The following is a 16,925-nucleotide window of genomic DNA, read 5'->3' on the forward strand; positions in this document are numbered from 1 at the left end:
TGATAGGAAACTTAAACATATATCAATGTCAGGTGAGGGTGGATTGACAGATGAAAAATAAAGGAGGTGAAGGTATGTTAAAAAGAATCGTTCAGGCGTTTTTTATCATTTTTGGTGCAGTTGTAGGGATTTTTATCATTCCAGAGTTATTTCTGCTGTTAAATGTAAAGGACATACCTTTCATAACAAATGCTTACTCTTCAGCACTAATAGGAGCCGCTGTGTTCTTTATCATCGGCAAATGGTGCACAGGCTATGTGGTTAATTGGGTGAAATGGATCGAGGATTCTCTATTAAAGGCGCCTCTTCCTGATCTTATATCTGGAAGTTTCGGATTAGTATTTGGACTTATTCTAGCATATCTTATTGTAAACGTGATCCCGCTAAACAATATCCCATATCATATTTTTGGTACCATTATTCCGATTTTCCTGGCTTTCTTTTTAGGATACCTTGGATTTCAGGTAGGGTTTAAGAAGAAGGATGAAATGATGGGGCTGTTCTCCCGATCTGCAAAGGTCACCAAGAAAAAAGGAGCAGCTGATGATGAACCTGAAATAGAAGATAAAAAGCTGAAAATTTTAGACACAAGTGTTATCATTGATGGAAGAATCGCAGATATTTGTCAAACTGGATTCTTAGAAGGTGTCATGGTCATTCCTCAATTTGTGCTCGAGGAATTACAGCATATTGCAGACTCTTCTGATGTATTAAAGAGAAATAGAGGCCGAAGAGGTCTTGATATTTTAAATCGTATTCAAAAAGAATTAGATATCAAAGTTGAAATTTACGAAGGTGACTTTGAAGACATTCAAGAGGTTGATAGCAAGCTTGTGAAGCTCGCTAAATTAACTTCAGGTGTTGTTGTGACAAATGATTTTAATTTAAATAAAGTATGCGAACTTCAAAAAGTAGCAGTGTTAAACATCAATGATCTAGCCAATGCGGTGAAACCGGTTGTGCTACCTGGGGAAGAAATGAAGGTACAGGTCATTAAAGATGGGAAAGAGCATAACCAAGGTGTTGCTTACTTAGATGACGGTACGATGATTGTGGTCGAAGAAGGACGCAATTACATTGGAAAAGACATCGATGTGCTCGTCACAAGTGTGCTGCAGACTGCTGCTGGAAGAATGATTTTTGCGAAGCCAAAACTTCTGGAGAAGGCGCTCTAAAGGGAGAACGAACATGTATTATGAAGTAGTTATTCCGGCTGCGGGGCAGGGGAAACGAATGAAGGCCGGCCGCAATAAGCTTTTTATTGAGCTGAAAAGAATGCCGGTCATTATTCATACACTAAAGGTGTTTGACGCTCATTCGCAATGCAAACGCATGATCCTAGCGATCAATGAAGAGGAGCGTCAAGACTTTGAAAGGCTACTCAAGGTACACGCTTTTCAAACGCCTGTTTCACTTGTCACTGGCGGTGAAGAACGTCAGCAAAGTGTATACGAAGGATTAAAGGCTGTGAAAGATGCAGACATCGTGCTTGTTCATGATGGGGCAAGGCCTTTTATTAAGCATACACAGATTGACTTGCTCGTTAAAGCAGCGATTGAAAAAGGCTCCGCAGTTGTAGCGGTACCAGTGAAAGACACAATCAAACGCGTTCAAGAAGGCAAAGTGGAACAAACCATTGAACGTCAGAGCTTGTGGGCAGTCCAGACCCCACAAGCTTTTCGTCATTCTATTTTAAAAGAGGCGCATGAATATGCGGAGCGGACCGGCTTTCTTGGAACAGACGACGCCAGTCTTGTGGAACAATTACATGGTGAAAACGTGTATATTGTCCAAGGAGATTACACCAATATTAAGCTGACGACACCGGATGATTTATTGGTTGCCAAGGCAATTATGGATGCGGAAAGAGGGTACTAGATCATGTTGAGAATAGGACAAGGCTTTGATGTACATCAATTAACAGAGGGAAGACCTTTGATTATCGGCGGGGTCACCATCCCTTATGAAAAGGGGCTGCTTGGGCATTCAGACGCTGATGTACTGCTTCACACAGTGGCAGATGCCTGCCTAGGTGCGATTGCTGAAGGAGATATCGGCAGACATTTCCCAGACACAGATCCTGAGTTTAAGGATGCGGATTCTTTTAAATTACTGCAGCATGTGTGGGCACTAGTAAAGGAAAAAGGCTACACACTTGTGAATATTGATTGCACAATCATGGCGCAAAAGCCCAAAATGGCACCTTACATTCAACCAATGTGTGAGAAGATTGCAGAAGCGCTTGAGGCAGATGTCACACAGGTGAATGTGAAAGCAACAACGACAGAGAAACTTGGATTTACAGGAAGAGGCGAAGGAGTTGCCTCTCAGGCAACAGTGCTTCTTCAGAAAAAGTGAAATCCATTTTGATGAGAATGGGATTTGATGATAAAATACGTTTATAAAAAATTGGTGTCAGACAACATGATGCAGATGAAAGGAAGTTAAACTCATGGGAAATGAAGTGCGTGTTCGTTATGCACCGAGTCCAACTGGTCATTTACATATTGGGAATGCTAGAACGGCTCTTTTCAACTATTTGTTCGCACGCAGTCAAGGCGGCAAATTTATTATTCGAATCGAAGATACGGATCAAAAGCGTAATGTAGAAGGCGGAGAAGAAAGCCAGCTTCGCCACCTGCAATGGCTCGGTATTGATTGGGATGAGAGCATTGATAAAAATGGCGGCTATGGTCCTTACAGACAATCAGAGCGTAATGAGATTTACAAAAAATATTATGATGAGCTGCTAGAGAAAGACTTGGCGTATAAGTGCTATTGTACGGCTGAAGAGCTAGAGGAAGAGCGTGAAGCACAAATCGCCCGCAGTGAAATGCCTCGATATTCTGGTAAATGCAGCCATTTATCAAAAGAAGAAGAGGACAAGCTGATCGCTGAAGGAAGAGAGCCAAGTATCCGCTTCCGAGTGCCAAAAGGAGAAATCATCAAATTTGACGACATGGTCAAAGGCGATATTTCATTTGAAACAGACGGCATCGGTGATTTTGTCATTGTGAAGAAAGACGGCACGCCAACTTATAACTTCGCTGTAGCAGTGGATGATCATTTGATGAAAATGACTCACATTCTCCGCGGAGAGGATCACATTTCGAATACGCCTAAACAAATCATGATCTTCAACGCATTTGGCTGGGATGTTCCGCTATTCGGACATATGACGCTGATTGTGAACGAGAACCGCAAAAAATTAAGTAAGCGTGATGAATCCATTATTCAATTCATCGAGCAATATAAAAACTTGGGCTATTTACCAGAAGCCCTGTTCAACTTCATTGCACTACTTGGATGGTCTCCGGTGGGCGAAGAAGAACTGTTTACAAAAGAGCAATTCATCGACATTTTCGATGTAAACCGACTTTCTAAGTCACCAGCTCTATTCGATATGCATAAACTAAAATGGGTAAATAACCAATACGTGAAGGCACTTGATCTTGATCAGGTTGTTGCGTTAACACTTCCGCATCTTCAAAAGGCAGGCAAGGTAAGCGAGCAGCTGACAGAAGAAGAAAACACGTGGGTGCGCAAGCTTATTTCTCTGTATCACGAACAATTAAGCTATGGAGCAGAAATTGTTGAGTTAACAGAGTTGTTCTTTAAGGAGCAAATTGAGTATAATCAAGAGGCGAAGGAAGTTTTAGCAGAGGAGCAAGTACCAGAAGTTATGGCATCTTTTGCTGGTCAGCTTGAACGACTTGAATCTTTCACACCTGATGAAATCAAGGCTGCTATTAAAGCGGTACAAAAAGAAACAGGGCATAAAGGCAAGAAACTATTCATGCCAATTCGTGTGGCTGTCACAGGACAAACGCATGGCCCAGAACTTCCGCAAAGTATTGAACTACTAGGTAAAGAAACGGTATTAAACCGCATTAAGCAAATATAAGGAAATCGTTGCGAGGGAGAAGTACAATGTTTTCGTCCATCACAGAAAGAGTCTTCACCGGCTGAAAGAGACTTATGGGCAGAAGTTGGAAATGCACCCTCAAGACCCTTGAGGAACACGAGTACGTTAGTATGCAAGGGCGGTACCCTCCGTTATGGGATTAAGTTGAGAAGGCTGCAAAATGATGGCTTTCTAAACAGAGTGGAACCGCGTTTTCAAAACGTCTCTGTCATTTGGCAGAGGCGTTTTTTATTTGTCCAAAAAAAAGAGCAAGTCCTAAGAGAGATTGATGGGGAAGAACGGGGGGAGCATGTGTTTTTCAAAATGCTGAAAGAAGATATTGATACTGTGTTTGATCAAGATCCTGCTGCTAGAAGCTATATTGAAGTAGTGCTAACCTATTCAGGGCTTCATGCGATTTGGGCTCATCGTATCGCGCACGCATTTTATAAGCGTAAGCTGTACTTTCTTGCGCGGATCATTTCTCAGGTCAGCCGGTTTTTCACAGGGGTGGAAATTCACCCTGCGGCAACCATTGGCAGGCGCTTCTTCATTGACCACGGCATGGGAGTGGTGATTGGGGAAACATGTGAAATTGGAGACAACGTCACTGTTTTCCAAGGCGTGACACTAGGGGGAACAGGGAAAGAAAAGGGAAAGCGGCACCCGACCATTTTAGACGATGCCCTCATTGCGACAGGTGCAAAGGTGCTTGGTTCCATTACAGTCGGAAAAGGGGCCAAGATTGGTGCGGGGTCAGTTGTGTTAAAGGACGTACCAGACCATTCCACCGTTGTCGGTATACCTGGGCGAGTCGTCGTTCAAAATGGGAAGAAAATCAATCGTGATCTCAATCATCAAGATTTGCCAGATCCGATTTCCGATCGTTTCAAAGAATTGGAACGAGAAATGGAAAAGCTAAAAGGTGAGCTGGCTTCATTGAGCAGAAAGGAAGAACAATCATGACAATCAATATTTATAATACATTGACACGTAAGAAAGAAGAATTTGTCCCGCTTGAACCAGGAAAGGTCAAGATGTATGTGTGCGGACCAACCGTTTATAACTACATTCATATCGGGAATGCCAGACCTGCTATTGTTTATGACACTGTACGTAAGTATTTAGAATACAGCGGCTATGATGTGAACTTTGTCTCAAACTTTACAGATGTGGATGATAAACTCATCAAAGCAGCCAATGAACTCGGAGAAGATGTTCCGACGATTGCTGACCGCTTTATCCAAGCCTACTTTGAAGACGTCAGTGCACTAGGCTGCAAAAAAGCTGACCTTCACCCGCGAGTGACAGAAAATATGGATGATATCATTGCATTTATTGCGACATTGATTGAAAAAGGCTACGCCTATGAAGCGGATGGCGACGTGTATTACAGCACACGCTCATTTGAAGGCTACGGAAAGCTTTCTCACCAGTCGATTGATGAACTGAAGACAGGTGCTCGTATTCGTGTAGGTGAGAAGAAACGAGATGCACTGGACTTTGCTTTATGGAAGGCTGCAAAGGATCAAGAAATCTCATGGGATAGCCCTTGGGGCGAAGGACGCCCAGGCTGGCACATCGAATGCTCGGCCATGGTTAAAAAATATTTAGGTGATACGATCGACATTCATGCTGGCGGACAGGATTTAACCTTCCCTCACCATGAAAATGAAATCGCTCAATCCGAGGCTTTGACAGGGAAACCTTTTGCGAAGTATTGGATGCATAACGGATATATTAATATTGAGAATGAAAAAATGTCAAAATCACTTGGAAACTTTGTGCTCGTGCATGACATTGTGAAAGAACAAGATCCTGATGTGCTACGCTTCTTTATGTTGTCGGTTCACTACCGTCATCCAATTAACTACTCAATGGATTTACTAGAGAGTACAAAGAGTGCGTTTAACCGACTCAAAACGTCGTATGCTAATTTACATCATCGCCTCGAGAGCAGCACGAATATCACAGAAGACAATGCTGAATGGCTGGCGAAGGTTGAGGAGCAGCGTGCGACATTTATTTCTGAAATGAATGATGACTTTAATACGGCAAATGCAATTTCTGTTTTATTCGAACTTGCGAAACAGGCGAATTATTATATGGAAAATGATCATACTTCGGAGGAAGTGATCAAGGCATTTATCGGCTTATTCCAAGAAATCACGTCTGTTCTTGGCTTCTCATTAGAAGAAAAGCACACGCTTGACGAAGAAGTAGAAGCGTTAATTGAAAAACGCAATGAGGCTAGAAGAAATCGTGACTTTGCACTATCTGATCAAATTCGTGACCAGTTAAAGAGCATGAATATTGTATTGGAGGACACTCCTCAAGGTACTCGCTGGAAAAGAGGAGAATAGGTCATGTTGAATTTTGAAAAGCTGAAAGACGGTAAACAGTTGAACGGCCTTGCGCTTGCTTATATGGGTGATGCCATTTTTGAAGTCTATGTGAGGCATCACCTCCTCCAAACGGGGGCGACAAAACCAAATGAGCTGCACAAACGAGCAAGCAAGATTGTTTCAGCTAAATCTCAGGCAGCTATTTTATTTACGCTTCAGCAGCAAGGCTTTTTCACTGAAGCAGAAGAAGCAGTGCTGAAAAGAGGAAGAAATGCAAAATCAGGCACAGTGCCTAAAAACACAGACGTTCAAACGTATCGTTATAGTACGGCGCTTGAAGCGCTCATGGGTTATTTATTTATTGAAAAGCAGGACGAACGCTTAGAAGAGCTGATTAGTCAGGCGATTGAAATCGGAACGTCAGGGAGGAAGACAAATGAGTCAGCAACATGATTATGTGATTGGGAAAAATGCAGTGATTGAAACACTGAAGTCAGATCGGGAGTTATACAAGCTCTGGATGGCAGAAAACACTGTAAAAGGACAAGCCCAGCAGGTCATTGAACTCGCTAAAAAACAAAATATCACCATTCAGTATGTTCCGAGGAAAAAGCTTGATCAAATGGTAACAGGTCAGCACCAGGGAATCGTTGCACAAGTAGCAGCATATGAATATGCGGAATTGGACGATCTGTATCAAATCGCCGAAAAGCGGAATGAACAGCCGTTTTTTCTTATCTTAGATGAAATTGAAGACCCGCATAATTTAGGATCCATTATGCGTACAGCAGATGCTGTAGGTGCACACGGGATTGTCATTCCGAAAAGGAGAGCGGTCGGCTTAACGACAACCGTTGCCAAAGCATCTACTGGGGCGATTGAACATATTCCTGTTGCCAAGGTCACCAATCTTTCAAGAGCTCTTGATGAGATGAAAGAAAGAGGAATCTGGGTCGCGGGAACAGATGCGTCTGCCAAACAGGATTACAGACAATTTGATGGTACGATGCCGCTTGCTCTTGTGATTGGCAGTGAAGGAAAAGGGATTGGCCGATTGATCAAAGAAAAGTGTGATTTTCTGATTAAGCTGCCTATGGCCGGGAAGGTCACTTCGTTAAACGCATCAGTTGCCGCTAGTCTATTGATGTATGAAGTGTATCGAAAACGTTATCCGTTAGGAGAATAGAGATGGACATCCTCTTAGTCGATGGATACAACATGATAGGTGCATGGCCTCGGCTGCAGCACTTAAAGGAAAACAGCTTTGAAGAAGCCAGAGACGTGCTGATTCAAAATTTAGCAGAATATCAAGCATACACAGGGTATCGAGTCATTGTCGTATTCGATGCCCATATGGTCAAAGGAATCGAAAAAAAGCGGATCAACCACCGAGTAGAGGTCATCTTTACGAGAGAGAATGAAACAGCTGATGAGCGGATTGAAAAGCTGGCCCAGGATTTGAATAATGTTCGGACGCAAATTCATGTGGCGACCTCAGACTTCACAGAACAATGGGCAATTTTTGGGCAAGGAGCTCTTCGGAAGTCGGCTCGAGAGCTTTTGAGAGAGATTGAAGTGATCGAACGAAAGATAGAGACGAGAGTCAAAAAGATTACTTCTGATAAACCAGTATCCAAGATTGAATTGTCAGAAGATGTATTGAAAACGTTTGAAAAATGGCGGCGTGGGAATCTGGAATAGCTTGACGATATTTCAACCATTAATGTATAATATTTCTATCTAGGTGCGGTCGGGGGGATCGAAGTGAATCTAAACAACAGCAAGGGTAAATCCATCAGAGAGCAATTTTGCCAGTTGGAAGATGAACAAGTCATTGAAAGGGTTCATGTCGGAGATAGTGATGCGCTAGATTACTTAATAACGAAATACCGAAATTTTGTACGTGCAAAAGCAAGATCTTATTTCTTGATTGGAGCGGATCGAGAGGACATTGTCCAAGAGGGGATGATCGGACTTTATAAGTCTATCCGCGATTTCAGAGAGGACAAGCTTACTTCATTTAAGGCTTTTGCAGAATTATGTATTACCCGCCAAATTATCACCGCAATTAAAACAGCTACTCGCCAAAAACATATCCCATTAAATTCCTATGTATCATTAGATAAGCCAATATATGATGAAGAATCAGACAGAACATTGTTGGATGTCATTTCCGGTGCTAAAGCGCTTAACCCAGAAGATTTAATCATTAGCAAAGAAGAATTTGATGATATTGAAATGAAGATGGGTGAACTACTAAGCGAGCTGGAAAGAAAGGTTCTTGTGCTTTACCTTGATGGCAGATCCTATCAAGAGATTTCTGAAGATTTAAACCGTCATGTGAAATCAATTGATAACGCACTCCAAAGAGTAAAGAGAAAATTAGAGAAATATTTAGAGCTTCGCGAGATTAGTCTCTAATCAAACCTATATTGACAGCTTTTTCGACACTGTGATAAGGTACTAAGGAAATGATGTCGAGAAAATAGGTGTAAAAATGAGGAAAAAGATTACTCTAGCCTGTAAAGACTGCGGAAGCCGCAATTATACGACAATGAAAAGTGATGCTTCAGCAGCTGAAAGATTAGAAGTTAAGAAATATTGCAAGACTTGTAATTCACATAAAACACATTTAGAAACGAAGTAAGATTTGCGTTCTTTAATCTGTGGAGGTCTTTTACAATGCGTATTATCAGTTTCTTAAAAAGTGTCGGGAAAGAAATGAAGAAGGTCAGCTGGCCAAAGAAAAACGAAATGATTCGTTACACAATCACTGTTATTTTAACAGTCGTATTCTTTGCAATCTTTTTCTCTTTTCTTGATATAGGAATCTCACAATTAATCGAATTAATTCATTAATACTTGAATAATGGTCTGCTGAACGTGCTATAATAGATCATAATATGACTTGCCAAAAAACCCGTTTTACGGGTTTTTTCAATTGCTTGAAAATATTTACCGGTACTCGAGATTCGTCAAATAGACATTACGAAATGTGGGGAGGGAAGGACTGAATAGTCCTGAACGAAATGGAAAAGAATTGGTATGTTGTGCATACGTACTCTGGCTATGAAAACAAAGTAAAAGCGAACTTGGAAAAGCGTGTTGAATCAATGGGCATGCAAGATAAGATCTTCCGCGTTGTCGTACCAGAAGAAGAAGAAACAGATATTAAAAATGGTAAGAAAAAAGTTGTCAAAAAGAAAGTATTCCCTGGCTATGTCCTAGTGGAAATCGTGATGACTGACGACTCTTGGTATGTTGTTCGTAATACACCAGGTGTCACAGGATTCGTTGGATCAGCTGGATCAGGATCAAAGCCGACAGCGCTGCTGCCAGGCGAAGCTGAAACCATTCTGAAGAGAATGGGTCTTGAAGAACGCAAAACAGAAATCGACTTTGAATTGAAAGAAACAGTCAAGGTAATCGACGGACCATTTGCTAACTTCACAGGCTCTATCGAAGAGATTGATTACGATAAAAGCAAAGTCAAAGTATTCGTTAATATGTTTGGTAGAGAAACACCCGTGGAACTTGAGTTCACGCAGATCGATAAATTGTAATTCAAAAGAGCTTGAAATGAGTGTATAGAAGTGGTAATATAGCAAAGGTACGTCTTGAGTTCGCTCAAGATCGCTAGCTAGTTATTTCGTCATTCATATAAAGAATGAAGTTGTTGAGTGGGAGGGGGATTCCCCTATTACCACATCACGGACTTTAAGGAGGTGTGTCTCGTGGCTAAAAAAGTAGTTAAAGTTGTTAAATTGCAAATTCCTGCTGGAAAAGCTAACCCAGCTCCACCAGTTGGACCTGCACTAGGTCAAGCCGGTGTTAATATCATGGGATTCTGTAAGGAGTTTAATGCTCGTACAGCTGACCAAGCTGGTCTTATCATTCCTGTTGAAATTTCGGTTTTTGAAGACCGTTCATTTACATTTATTACTAAAACTCCACCTGCTGCAGTTTTACTTAAAAAAGCAGCTGGTATTGAGTCTGGTTCTGGTGAACCTAACCGTAATAAAGTGGCAACTGTTAAGCGTGATAAAGTACGCGAAATCGCGGAAACAAAAATGCCTGACTTAAACGCTGCTAGCGTTGAATCAGCTATGCGCATGGTTGAAGGTACTGCACGCAGTATGGGTATTGTCATCGAAGATTAATTTATTGTCTTGTTGGGTTGCGAGTTTGGTTTTGACAAGTTCGCAACCCTTATTCGTGGGAGGTTATTCCGCTAAAACCACATAAGGAGGATTTTTATAATGGCTAAAAAAGGTAAAAAGTATGTAGAAGCTGCTAAGCTGATCGAACGTACTAAAGCGTATGATGTAGCTGAAGCTGTTTCTCTTACAAAAAAAGCAAATACAGCGAAATTTGATGCGACTGTAGAAGTTGCTTTTCGTTTGGGCGTAGACCCTCGTAAAAACGATCAACAAATCCGCGGTGCAGTTGTACTTCCTAACGGAACTGGTAAAACTCAACGCGTTCTTGTGTTCGCTAAAGGCGAAAAAGCAAAAGAAGCAGAAGCTGCTGGAGCAGACTACGTTGGAGATTCTGATTACATCACTAAAATCCAACAAGGCTGGTTCGAATTCGATGTAATCGTTGCAACACCTGACATGATGGGTGAAGTTGGTAAGATCGGTCGTGTACTTGGACCAAAAGGTCTTATGCCAAACCCTAAAACAGGAACTGTTACATTCGAAGTAGAAAAAGCAATCAATGAAATCAAAGCTGGTAAAGTAGAATACCGCGTTGATAAAGCTGGTAACATCCACGCGCCAATCGGAAAGGTTTCTTTCGAGGACGAAAAGCTTGTTGAGAACTTTGCAACAATCTATGATACAATCCTTAAAGCAAAACCTGCAGCGGCTAAAGGTGTATACGTGAAAAACGTTTCTGTTACAACTACTATGGGCCCTGGCGTGAAAGTGGATCCATCTTCTTTCTCTGCAAAATAAATCTTGACTTATCACAATCGTTTTGATAATATCAAAATGTTGTAAAATAGAATATGTCCATTTATACCGTAGACAGCAGGGGCCTTATGGCTTAATTAACCCGCCGAGGTGTATATGTCACAGTCTTACGTTAACGTATGCTTGTATATACAGCCTCCATGTCTTAATGGAGGCTTTTTATATGGAGAACCGTTCGTTAGGAACGTGATGGCCTGATCGGTATAAGTGTTACACAAAGAATGTACAGGAGGTGTAACCATGAGCAATGCAATCGATACTAAAAAAGTTGTCGTTGATGAAATTACTTCTAAATTTAAAGACAGTATGTCTACTGTAATTGTAGATTACCGTGGTCTTTCAGTTTCTGAAGTGACTGAACTTCGTAAACAGCTTCGTGATGCTGGCGTAGAATTCAAAGTTTACAAAAATACTTTGACTCGCCGTGCAGTTGAACAAGTTGAACTAACGGGTTTAAACGATTTCTTAACAGGTCCAAACGCTATCGCATTCAGTAACGAAGATGTTATCGCACCTGCGAAAATCATCAACGAATTTGCGAAAAGCCACGAAGCTTTAGAAATCAAAGCTGGTGTCATCGAAGGAAACGTAGCGACTGTAGAAGAAGTGAAGGCTCTTGCGGAACTTCCGTCTCGCGAAGGCTTACTTTCTATGTTGCTTAGCGTTCTTCAAGCTCCAGTTCGTAACCTTGCTCTTGCTACTAAAGCAGTTGCAGAACAAAAAGAAGAACAAGGCGCTTAATGCGTACTTAACGTAAAAAACTTAAAATGGAGGAATTACAAATGGCTTTAAATATCGAAGAAATCATTGCTTCAGTTAAAGAAGCAACTGTACTTGAGTTAAACGACTTAGTAAAAGCAATCGAAGAAGAATTTGGCGTAACTGCTGCTGCTCCTGTAGCTGTAGCTGCAGCTGGTGGTGCCGCTGCTGAAGAGAAAACTGATTTTGATCTAGTACTTGCTGGTGCTGGAGATCAAAAAATCAAAGTTATCAAAGTGGTTCGTGAAATCACTGGTCTTGGCTTGAAAGAAGCTAAAGAACTTGTTGACAACACTCCAAAACCACTTAAAGAAGGTATTGCTAAAGAAGAAGCTGAAGAACTTAAAGCTAAGCTTGAAGAAGTTGGCGCTTCTGTAGAAGTTAAGTAATCTTCGCCTAATCTTTTGGGAAAGCTCGCTTTTACTGGCGGGCTTTTTCTTTTCTATTCTCCTGAAACGATTGAATCCAGAGGAGGTCCATTCATCATGAGTGACCACTATTATACGGAAAAGCCATCAGTGAAAAGCAATAAACAGACATGGGGCTTCACCTTGAGAAACCGTACCTTTACTTTTACAAGTGACAGTGGAGTGTTTTCTAAGAAAGAAGTCGACTTTGGTTCAAGGCTTTTAATTGAAGCTTTTGAAGAACCTGACGTGGATGGCGATGTCTTAGATGTCGGTTGCGGTTATGGACCGATTGGCTTATCGTTAGCAAACGAAATGACGAGCCGCACCATTCATATGATTGATGTGAACGAAAGAGCAGTCGAACTTTCAAAGGAAAACGCTAAACATAATCGCATTGATAATGTCCGCATCTATCAAAGTGATTTGTTCTCGAATGTTCATTCATCAGCTGCTTTTGCCTCTATACTGACCAATCCCCCAATACGGGCAGGGAAGAAAGTTGTACATGCGATCTTTGAAAAAAGTGCTGATCATTTATTGCCGGAAGGTGAGTTGTGGGTGGTTATTCAGAAAAAGCAGGGCGGACCATCTGCGATTGAAAAATTAGAACAGCTCTTTGGAGAAGTCGAGGTTGTATTGAAAAAAAAGGGCTACTATATTATCAAAGCTAAAAAAGTTTGACGCAGTTTCCTAGCTGTGTTAACATTATAAAATGCCAATGTGTATATTTTGCTTGATAGGCTTAAAAAATAACTATTTTGTATAAATTATGCATACTTGGGAAAACTAATAAAATCGGTATTTGTTTTTGGATGTGGTTTTCTTATTTTAGAAACCCTTTTTTCTTTTGTCTTGTAAAAGTATTTCTTTACTGACATTTGAAAGGCTGAAATACTTTTTACACATATAATACGCATGATTTGAGGGGTGAATCAGTTGACAGGTCAACTAGTTCAGTATGGACGACACCGCCAGCGCAGAAGCTACGCACGCATAAGCGAAGTGTTAGAATTACCAAATCTCATTGAAATTCAAACCTCTTCTTATCAGTGGTTTCTTGATGAGGGTCTTAGAGAGATGTTTCAAGATATATCCCCAATTGAGGATTTTACTGGTAACCTTTCTCTTGAATTCATTGATTACAGCCTAGGGGATCCTAAGTATCCTGTAGCAGAATCAAAAGAACGTGATGTAACTTACTCTGCTCCACTAAGAGTAAAAGTTCGTTTAATTAACAAAGAAACTGGAGAAGTAAAAGACCAAGATGTGTTCATGGGTGATTTCCCAATCATGACAGACACAGGTACTTTTATCATTAACGGTGCGGAACGTGTAATCGTTTCTCAGTTAGTGCGTTCTCCAAGTGTATATTTCAGTGGTAAAGTAGACAAAAACGGTAAAAAAGGTTTTACTGCGACTGTCATTCCAAACCGTGGCGCATGGTTAGAATACGAAACTGATGCGAAGGATGTAGTCTATGTACGCATCGATCGCACACGTAAGTTGCCGGTTACGGTTCTTTTGCGTGCTCTCGGCTTCAGCTCTGATCAAGAGATTCTTGACCTCATTGGCGAGAATGAATACTTACGCAACACGCTGGAAAAAGACAATACAGAGAATGCGGATAAAGCACTTCTCGAAATCTACGAGCGCCTCCGTCCTGGAGAGCCGCCAACTGTTGAAAATGCGAAAAGCCTGCTAGACTCTCGCTTCTTCGATCCGAAGAGATATGACCTAGCTAATGTTGGACGCTACAAGATTAATAAAAAGCTTCATATAAAAAATAGACTGTTCAATCAAAAATTGGCTGAAACGTTAGTTGACCCTGAAACAGGTGAAATTCTAGCAGAAAAAGGTCAAATTTTAGACAGAAGAGTTCTTGATAAAGTTCTTCCATACTTAGAAAACGGCATCGGTTTTAGAAAGCTTTATCCAAATGGTGGCGTAGTAGAAGATGAAGTAGAACTTCAATCTATTAAGATTTATGCACCGTCTGATCAAGAAGGCGAGCAAGTGATCAACGTGATCGGGAATGCATACGTAGAGGAAGCTGTGAAAAACATCACGCCTTCTGACATCATTGCATCGATCAGTTACTTCTTCAACCTTCTTCATGGTGTAGGTGACACAGATGATATCGATCACCTTGGTAACCGTCGCCTGCGTTCTGTAGGTGAGCTTCTGCAAAACCAATTCCGTATTGGTTTAAGCAGAATGGAGCGTGTTGTTCGTGAAAGAATGTCGATCCAAGACACAAACACGATCACACCTCAGCAACTGATCAACATCCGTCCTGTGATCGCTTCTATCAAAGAGTTCTTTGGTAGCTCTCAGCTTTCTCAGTTCATGGATCAAACAAACCCGCTTGCTGAATTGACGCACAAACGTCGTCTGTCGGCGCTTGGACCGGGTGGTTTGACACGTGAGCGTGCAGGAATGGAAGTTCGTGACGTTCACTACTCTCACTATGGCCGTATGTGTCCGATTGAAACACCAGAGGGTCCAAACATCGGTTTGATCAACTCTCTATCTTCATTTGCAAAAGTGAATCGCTTCGGCTTTATTGAAACACCTTACCGCCGGGTTGACCCTGAAACAGGTAAAGTGACACCGAGAATCGATTACTTAACTGCTGATGAAGAGGATAACTACGTTGTAGCACAAGCGAATGCTATATTAGGTGAAGATGGTTCGTTTATTGATGATAATATCATTGCTCGTTTCAGAGGGGAAAACACAGTTGTTCCTCGAAACCGCGTTGACTACATGGACGTTTCGCCAAAGCAGGTTGTTTCTGCAGCGACAGCATGTATCCCATTCTTAGAAAACGATGACTCTAACCGTGCTCTAATGGGAGCGAACATGCAACGTCAGGCTGTGCCTTTGATGCAGCCGGAATCACCGATTGTTGGTACAGGTATGGAGTATGTATCAGGGAAAGACTCTGGTGCTGCTGTTATCTGCCGCTACCCTGGTGTTGTAGAACGTGTTGAAGCAAAAAATATTTGGGTTCGTCGCTATGAAGACGTTGACGGACAACAAGTCAAAGGAAATCTAGACAAATACAGCTTGCTGAAATTTGTCCGCTCTAACCAAGGGACTTGCTACAACCAGCGTCCAATCGTAAGTGTTGGAGATGAAGTCGTAAAAGGAGAAATCCTTGCAGACGGTCCTTCAATGGAAAAAGGTGAATTGGCTCTAGGACGTAACGTCATGGTCGGCTTCATGACTTGGGACGGTTATAACTACGAGGATGCGATCATCATGAGTGAGCGCCTTGTAAAAGATGACGTCTACACGTCTATTCATATTGAAGAATATGAATCAGAAGCTCGTGATACAAAGCTTGGACCGGAAGAAATCACTCGTGATATTCCAAACGTTGGTGAAGATGCTTTACGCAACCTTGACGAGCGCGGAATCATCCGTATTGGTGCAGAAGTAAAAGACGGAGACCTTCTTGTAGGGAAAGTAACGCCTAAAGGTGTAACAGAACTAACAGCTGAAGAACGTCTATTACATGCAATCTTCGGTGAAAAGGCTCGTGAAGTGCGTGATACGTCTCTACGTGTTCCACACGGCGGCGGCGGAATTATCCACGACGTCAAAGTCTTTAACCGTGAAGATGGAGATGAATTACCTCCAGGTGTAAACCAGTTAGTCCGCGTATACATCGTTCAGAAGCGTAAAATTTCTGAAGGTGACAAAATGGCCGGACGACATGGTAACAAAGGGGTTATCTCTAAAATCCTTCCAGAAGAAGATATGCCGTATCTTCCAGATGGAACACCGATTGATATCATGTTAAACCCTCTAGGGGTACCATCTCGTATGAACATCGGTCAGGTACTTGAACTTCATATGGGTATGGCTGCACGTTACCTTGGCATCCACATTGCGTCACCAGTATTCGATGGTGCGCGTGAGGAAGATGTTTGGGAAACGCTTGAAGAAGCAGGTATGTCCCGTGATGCGAAAACAGTCCTTTATGACGGTCGAACTGGTGAACCATTCGATAACCGTGTATCAGTCGGAATCATGTACATGATCAAACTGGCTCACATGGTTGACGATAAACTTCACGCCCGTTCAACTGGACCATACTCACTTGTTACGCAGCAGCCACTTGGCGGTAAAGCACAGTTTGGTGGTCAGCGTTTCGGAGAGATGGAAGTATGGGCACTTGAAGCTTACGGTGCAGCATACACACTTCAAGAGATCTTAACAGTTAAATCGGATGACGTTGTAGGTCGTGTGAAAACATACGAGGCCATCGTCAAAGGGGATAACGTCCCTGAACCAGGTGTCCCTGAATCATTCAAAGTGTTAATTAAAGAACTTCAAAGTTTAGGTATGGATGTCAAAATCCTATCTGGCGATGAAGAAGAGATAGAAATGAGAGATTTAGAAGACGATGAGGAAACGAAGAAAGCAGACGGATTAGCGTTATCTAATGACGAAGATGCTGCAGACCTCGCACCTGTCGATCTTGAACGTGACGCAGTCACAAAAGAATAGCAGAAACGATTAG

19 protein-coding genes and 2 other annotated features are annotated in these 16,925 nt (G+C 41.9%); all 19 genes read left to right on the forward strand.

Annotation, left to right across the window (positions count from 1 at the left end; all coding sequences use genetic code 11):
- The first annotated feature begins 74 nt into the window (after positions 1–74).
- Positions 75–1,175 (forward strand): PIN/TRAM domain-containing protein, encoded by a 1,101-nt coding sequence (locus MKZ03_RS00600; protein WP_003217214.1) that lies wholly within the window; start codon positions 75–77, stop codon positions 1,173–1,175.
- Positions 1,176–1,188: 13 nt separating this feature from the next.
- The gene (gene ispD, locus MKZ03_RS00605; RefSeq protein WP_034665643.1) at positions 1,189–1,878 is read left to right on the forward strand and encodes a 2-C-methyl-D-erythritol 4-phosphate cytidylyltransferase; all 690 of its coding nucleotides are present in this window, start codon (positions 1,189–1,191) and stop codon (positions 1,876–1,878) included.
- Positions 1,879–1,881: 3 nt separating this feature from the next.
- Positions 1,882–2,358 (forward strand): 2-C-methyl-D-erythritol 2,4-cyclodiphosphate synthase, encoded by a 477-nt coding sequence (ispF, locus tag MKZ03_RS00610; RefSeq protein ID WP_334750967.1) that lies wholly within the window; start codon positions 1,882–1,884, stop codon positions 2,356–2,358.
- 94 nt (positions 2,359–2,452) lie between these two features.
- On the forward strand, positions 2,453–3,904 hold the full coding sequence (gltX, locus tag MKZ03_RS00615) for a glutamate--tRNA ligase (protein WP_307498849.1): 1,452 nt from the start codon (positions 2,453–2,455) through the stop codon (positions 3,902–3,904).
- Positions 3,904–4,135, forward strand: a binding site (T-box leader). It overlaps the preceding gene by 1 nt.
- An 81-nt stretch (positions 4,136–4,216) precedes the next feature.
- Positions 4,217–4,870: a serine O-acetyltransferase gene (gene cysE / locus MKZ03_RS00620; protein WP_012008691.1), complete on the forward strand. Its 654-nt coding sequence runs from the start codon at positions 4,217–4,219 to the stop codon at positions 4,868–4,870.
- Entirely contained in the window at positions 4,867–6,267 is a 1,401-nt protein-coding gene (gene cysS / locus MKZ03_RS00625) for a cysteine--tRNA ligase (RefSeq protein ID WP_003217177.1), read from the forward strand. The genes cysE and cysS overlap by 4 nt, the downstream gene beginning before the upstream one ends.
- A gap of 3 nt (positions 6,268–6,270) precedes the next feature.
- Positions 6,271–6,702 (forward strand): Mini-ribonuclease 3, encoded by a 432-nt coding sequence (locus tag MKZ03_RS00630; protein ID WP_034665636.1) that lies wholly within the window; start codon positions 6,271–6,273, stop codon positions 6,700–6,702.
- Positions 6,686–7,435 carry a 23S rRNA (guanosine(2251)-2'-O)-methyltransferase RlmB gene (gene rlmB / locus MKZ03_RS00635; RefSeq protein ID WP_034665632.1) on the forward strand — a complete coding sequence of 250 codons (750 nt, stop codon included), beginning with the start codon at positions 6,686–6,688 and terminating at the stop codon, positions 7,433–7,435. Before MKZ03_RS00630 ends, rlmB begins: the two co-directional genes overlap by 17 nt.
- Positions 7,436–7,437: 2 nt before the next feature.
- Complete coding sequence (gene rae1 / locus MKZ03_RS00640; RefSeq protein ID WP_034665628.1) at positions 7,438–7,950, forward strand: ribosome-dependent mRNA decay endonuclease Rae1/YacP; 513 nt, start codon at positions 7,438–7,440, stop codon at positions 7,948–7,950.
- A gap of 63 nt (positions 7,951–8,013) precedes the next feature.
- On the forward strand, positions 8,014–8,670 hold the full coding sequence (gene sigH, locus MKZ03_RS00645) for an RNA polymerase sporulation sigma factor SigH (protein ID WP_008345424.1): 657 nt from the start codon (positions 8,014–8,016) through the stop codon (positions 8,668–8,670).
- A gap of 76 nt (positions 8,671–8,746) precedes the next feature.
- Entirely contained in the window at positions 8,747–8,896 is a 150-nt protein-coding gene (gene rpmG / locus MKZ03_RS00650) for a 50S ribosomal protein L33 (protein WP_012008694.1), read from the forward strand.
- A 35-nt stretch (positions 8,897–8,931) separates the two neighbouring features.
- Positions 8,932–9,108, forward strand: a complete 177-nt coding sequence (gene secE / locus MKZ03_RS00655) for a preprotein translocase subunit SecE (protein ID WP_003216942.1) — start codon at positions 8,932–8,934, stop codon at positions 9,106–9,108.
- Between the two features lie 170 nt (positions 9,109–9,278).
- Positions 9,279–9,812, forward strand: a complete 534-nt coding sequence (nusG, locus tag MKZ03_RS00660; protein ID WP_003217197.1) for a transcription termination/antitermination protein NusG — start codon at positions 9,279–9,281, stop codon at positions 9,810–9,812.
- Positions 9,813–9,983: 171 nt separating this feature from the next.
- Entirely contained in the window at positions 9,984–10,409 is a 426-nt protein-coding gene (gene rplK, locus MKZ03_RS00665; protein WP_003216956.1) for a 50S ribosomal protein L11, read from the forward strand.
- 99 nt (positions 10,410–10,508) lie between these two features.
- On the forward strand, positions 10,509–11,207 hold the full coding sequence (gene rplA, locus MKZ03_RS00670; protein ID WP_034665623.1) for a 50S ribosomal protein L1: 699 nt from the start codon (positions 10,509–10,511) through the stop codon (positions 11,205–11,207).
- A 48-nt stretch (positions 11,208–11,255) separates the two neighbouring features.
- Positions 11,256–11,396 (forward strand) — a sequence feature (ribosomal protein L10 leader region).
- A gap of 69 nt (positions 11,397–11,465) precedes the next feature.
- Positions 11,466–11,966, forward strand: a complete 501-nt coding sequence (rplJ, locus tag MKZ03_RS00675; RefSeq protein ID WP_034665618.1) for a 50S ribosomal protein L10 — start codon at positions 11,466–11,468, stop codon at positions 11,964–11,966.
- A gap of 41 nt (positions 11,967–12,007) precedes the next feature.
- Positions 12,008–12,373, forward strand: a complete 366-nt coding sequence (rplL, locus tag MKZ03_RS00680) for a 50S ribosomal protein L7/L12 (protein ID WP_003216952.1) — start codon at positions 12,008–12,010, stop codon at positions 12,371–12,373.
- Positions 12,374–12,469: 96 nt separating this feature from the next.
- The gene (locus tag MKZ03_RS00685) at positions 12,470–13,075 is read left to right on the forward strand and encodes a class I SAM-dependent methyltransferase (protein WP_106038589.1); all 606 of its coding nucleotides are present in this window, start codon (positions 12,470–12,472) and stop codon (positions 13,073–13,075) included.
- A gap of 255 nt (positions 13,076–13,330) precedes the next feature.
- A complete protein-coding gene (gene rpoB, locus MKZ03_RS00690) occupies positions 13,331–16,912 on the forward strand; it encodes a DNA-directed RNA polymerase subunit beta (RefSeq protein WP_003217223.1) in 3,582 nt (1,193 codons plus the stop codon).
- Positions 16,913–16,925 lie beyond the last annotated feature (13 nt).

This window comes from Bacillus sp. FSL R5-0431, from assembly GCF_038002985.1.
In the GTDB taxonomy this organism is placed as follows: Bacteria; Bacillota; Bacilli; order Bacillales; family Bacillaceae; genus Bacillus.

Coding starts and splice junctions, on each gene's coding strand:
- MKZ03_RS00600 (WP_003217214.1), top strand. CDS start 75: ATGTTAAAAAGAATCGTTCAGGCGTTTTTTATCATTTTTGGTGCAGTT.
- ispD (WP_034665643.1), top strand. CDS start 1,189: ATGTATTATGAAGTAGTTATTCCGGCTGCGGGGCAGGGGAAACGAATG.
- ispF (WP_334750967.1), top strand. CDS start 1,882: ATGTTGAGAATAGGACAAGGCTTTGATGTACATCAATTAACAGAGGGA.
- gltX (WP_307498849.1), top strand. CDS start 2,453: ATGGGAAATGAAGTGCGTGTTCGTTATGCACCGAGTCCAACTGGTCAT.
- cysS (WP_003217177.1), top strand. CDS start 4,867: ATGACAATCAATATTTATAATACATTGACACGTAAGAAAGAAGAATTT.
- MKZ03_RS00630 (WP_034665636.1), top strand. CDS start 6,271: ATGTTGAATTTTGAAAAGCTGAAAGACGGTAAACAGTTGAACGGCCTT.
- rlmB (WP_034665632.1), top strand. CDS start 6,686: ATGAGTCAGCAACATGATTATGTGATTGGGAAAAATGCAGTGATTGAA.
- rae1 (WP_034665628.1), top strand. CDS start 7,438: ATGGACATCCTCTTAGTCGATGGATACAACATGATAGGTGCATGGCCT.
- rpmG (WP_012008694.1), top strand. CDS start 8,747: ATGAGGAAAAAGATTACTCTAGCCTGTAAAGACTGCGGAAGCCGCAAT.
- secE (WP_003216942.1), top strand. CDS start 8,932: ATGCGTATTATCAGTTTCTTAAAAAGTGTCGGGAAAGAAATGAAGAAG.
- nusG (WP_003217197.1), top strand. CDS start 9,279: ATGGAAAAGAATTGGTATGTTGTGCATACGTACTCTGGCTATGAAAAC.
- rplA (WP_034665623.1), top strand. CDS start 10,509: ATGGCTAAAAAAGGTAAAAAGTATGTAGAAGCTGCTAAGCTGATCGAA.
- rplJ (WP_034665618.1), top strand. CDS start 11,466: ATGAGCAATGCAATCGATACTAAAAAAGTTGTCGTTGATGAAATTACT.
- rplL (WP_003216952.1), top strand. CDS start 12,008: ATGGCTTTAAATATCGAAGAAATCATTGCTTCAGTTAAAGAAGCAACT.
- MKZ03_RS00685 (WP_106038589.1), top strand. CDS start 12,470: ATGAGTGACCACTATTATACGGAAAAGCCATCAGTGAAAAGCAATAAA.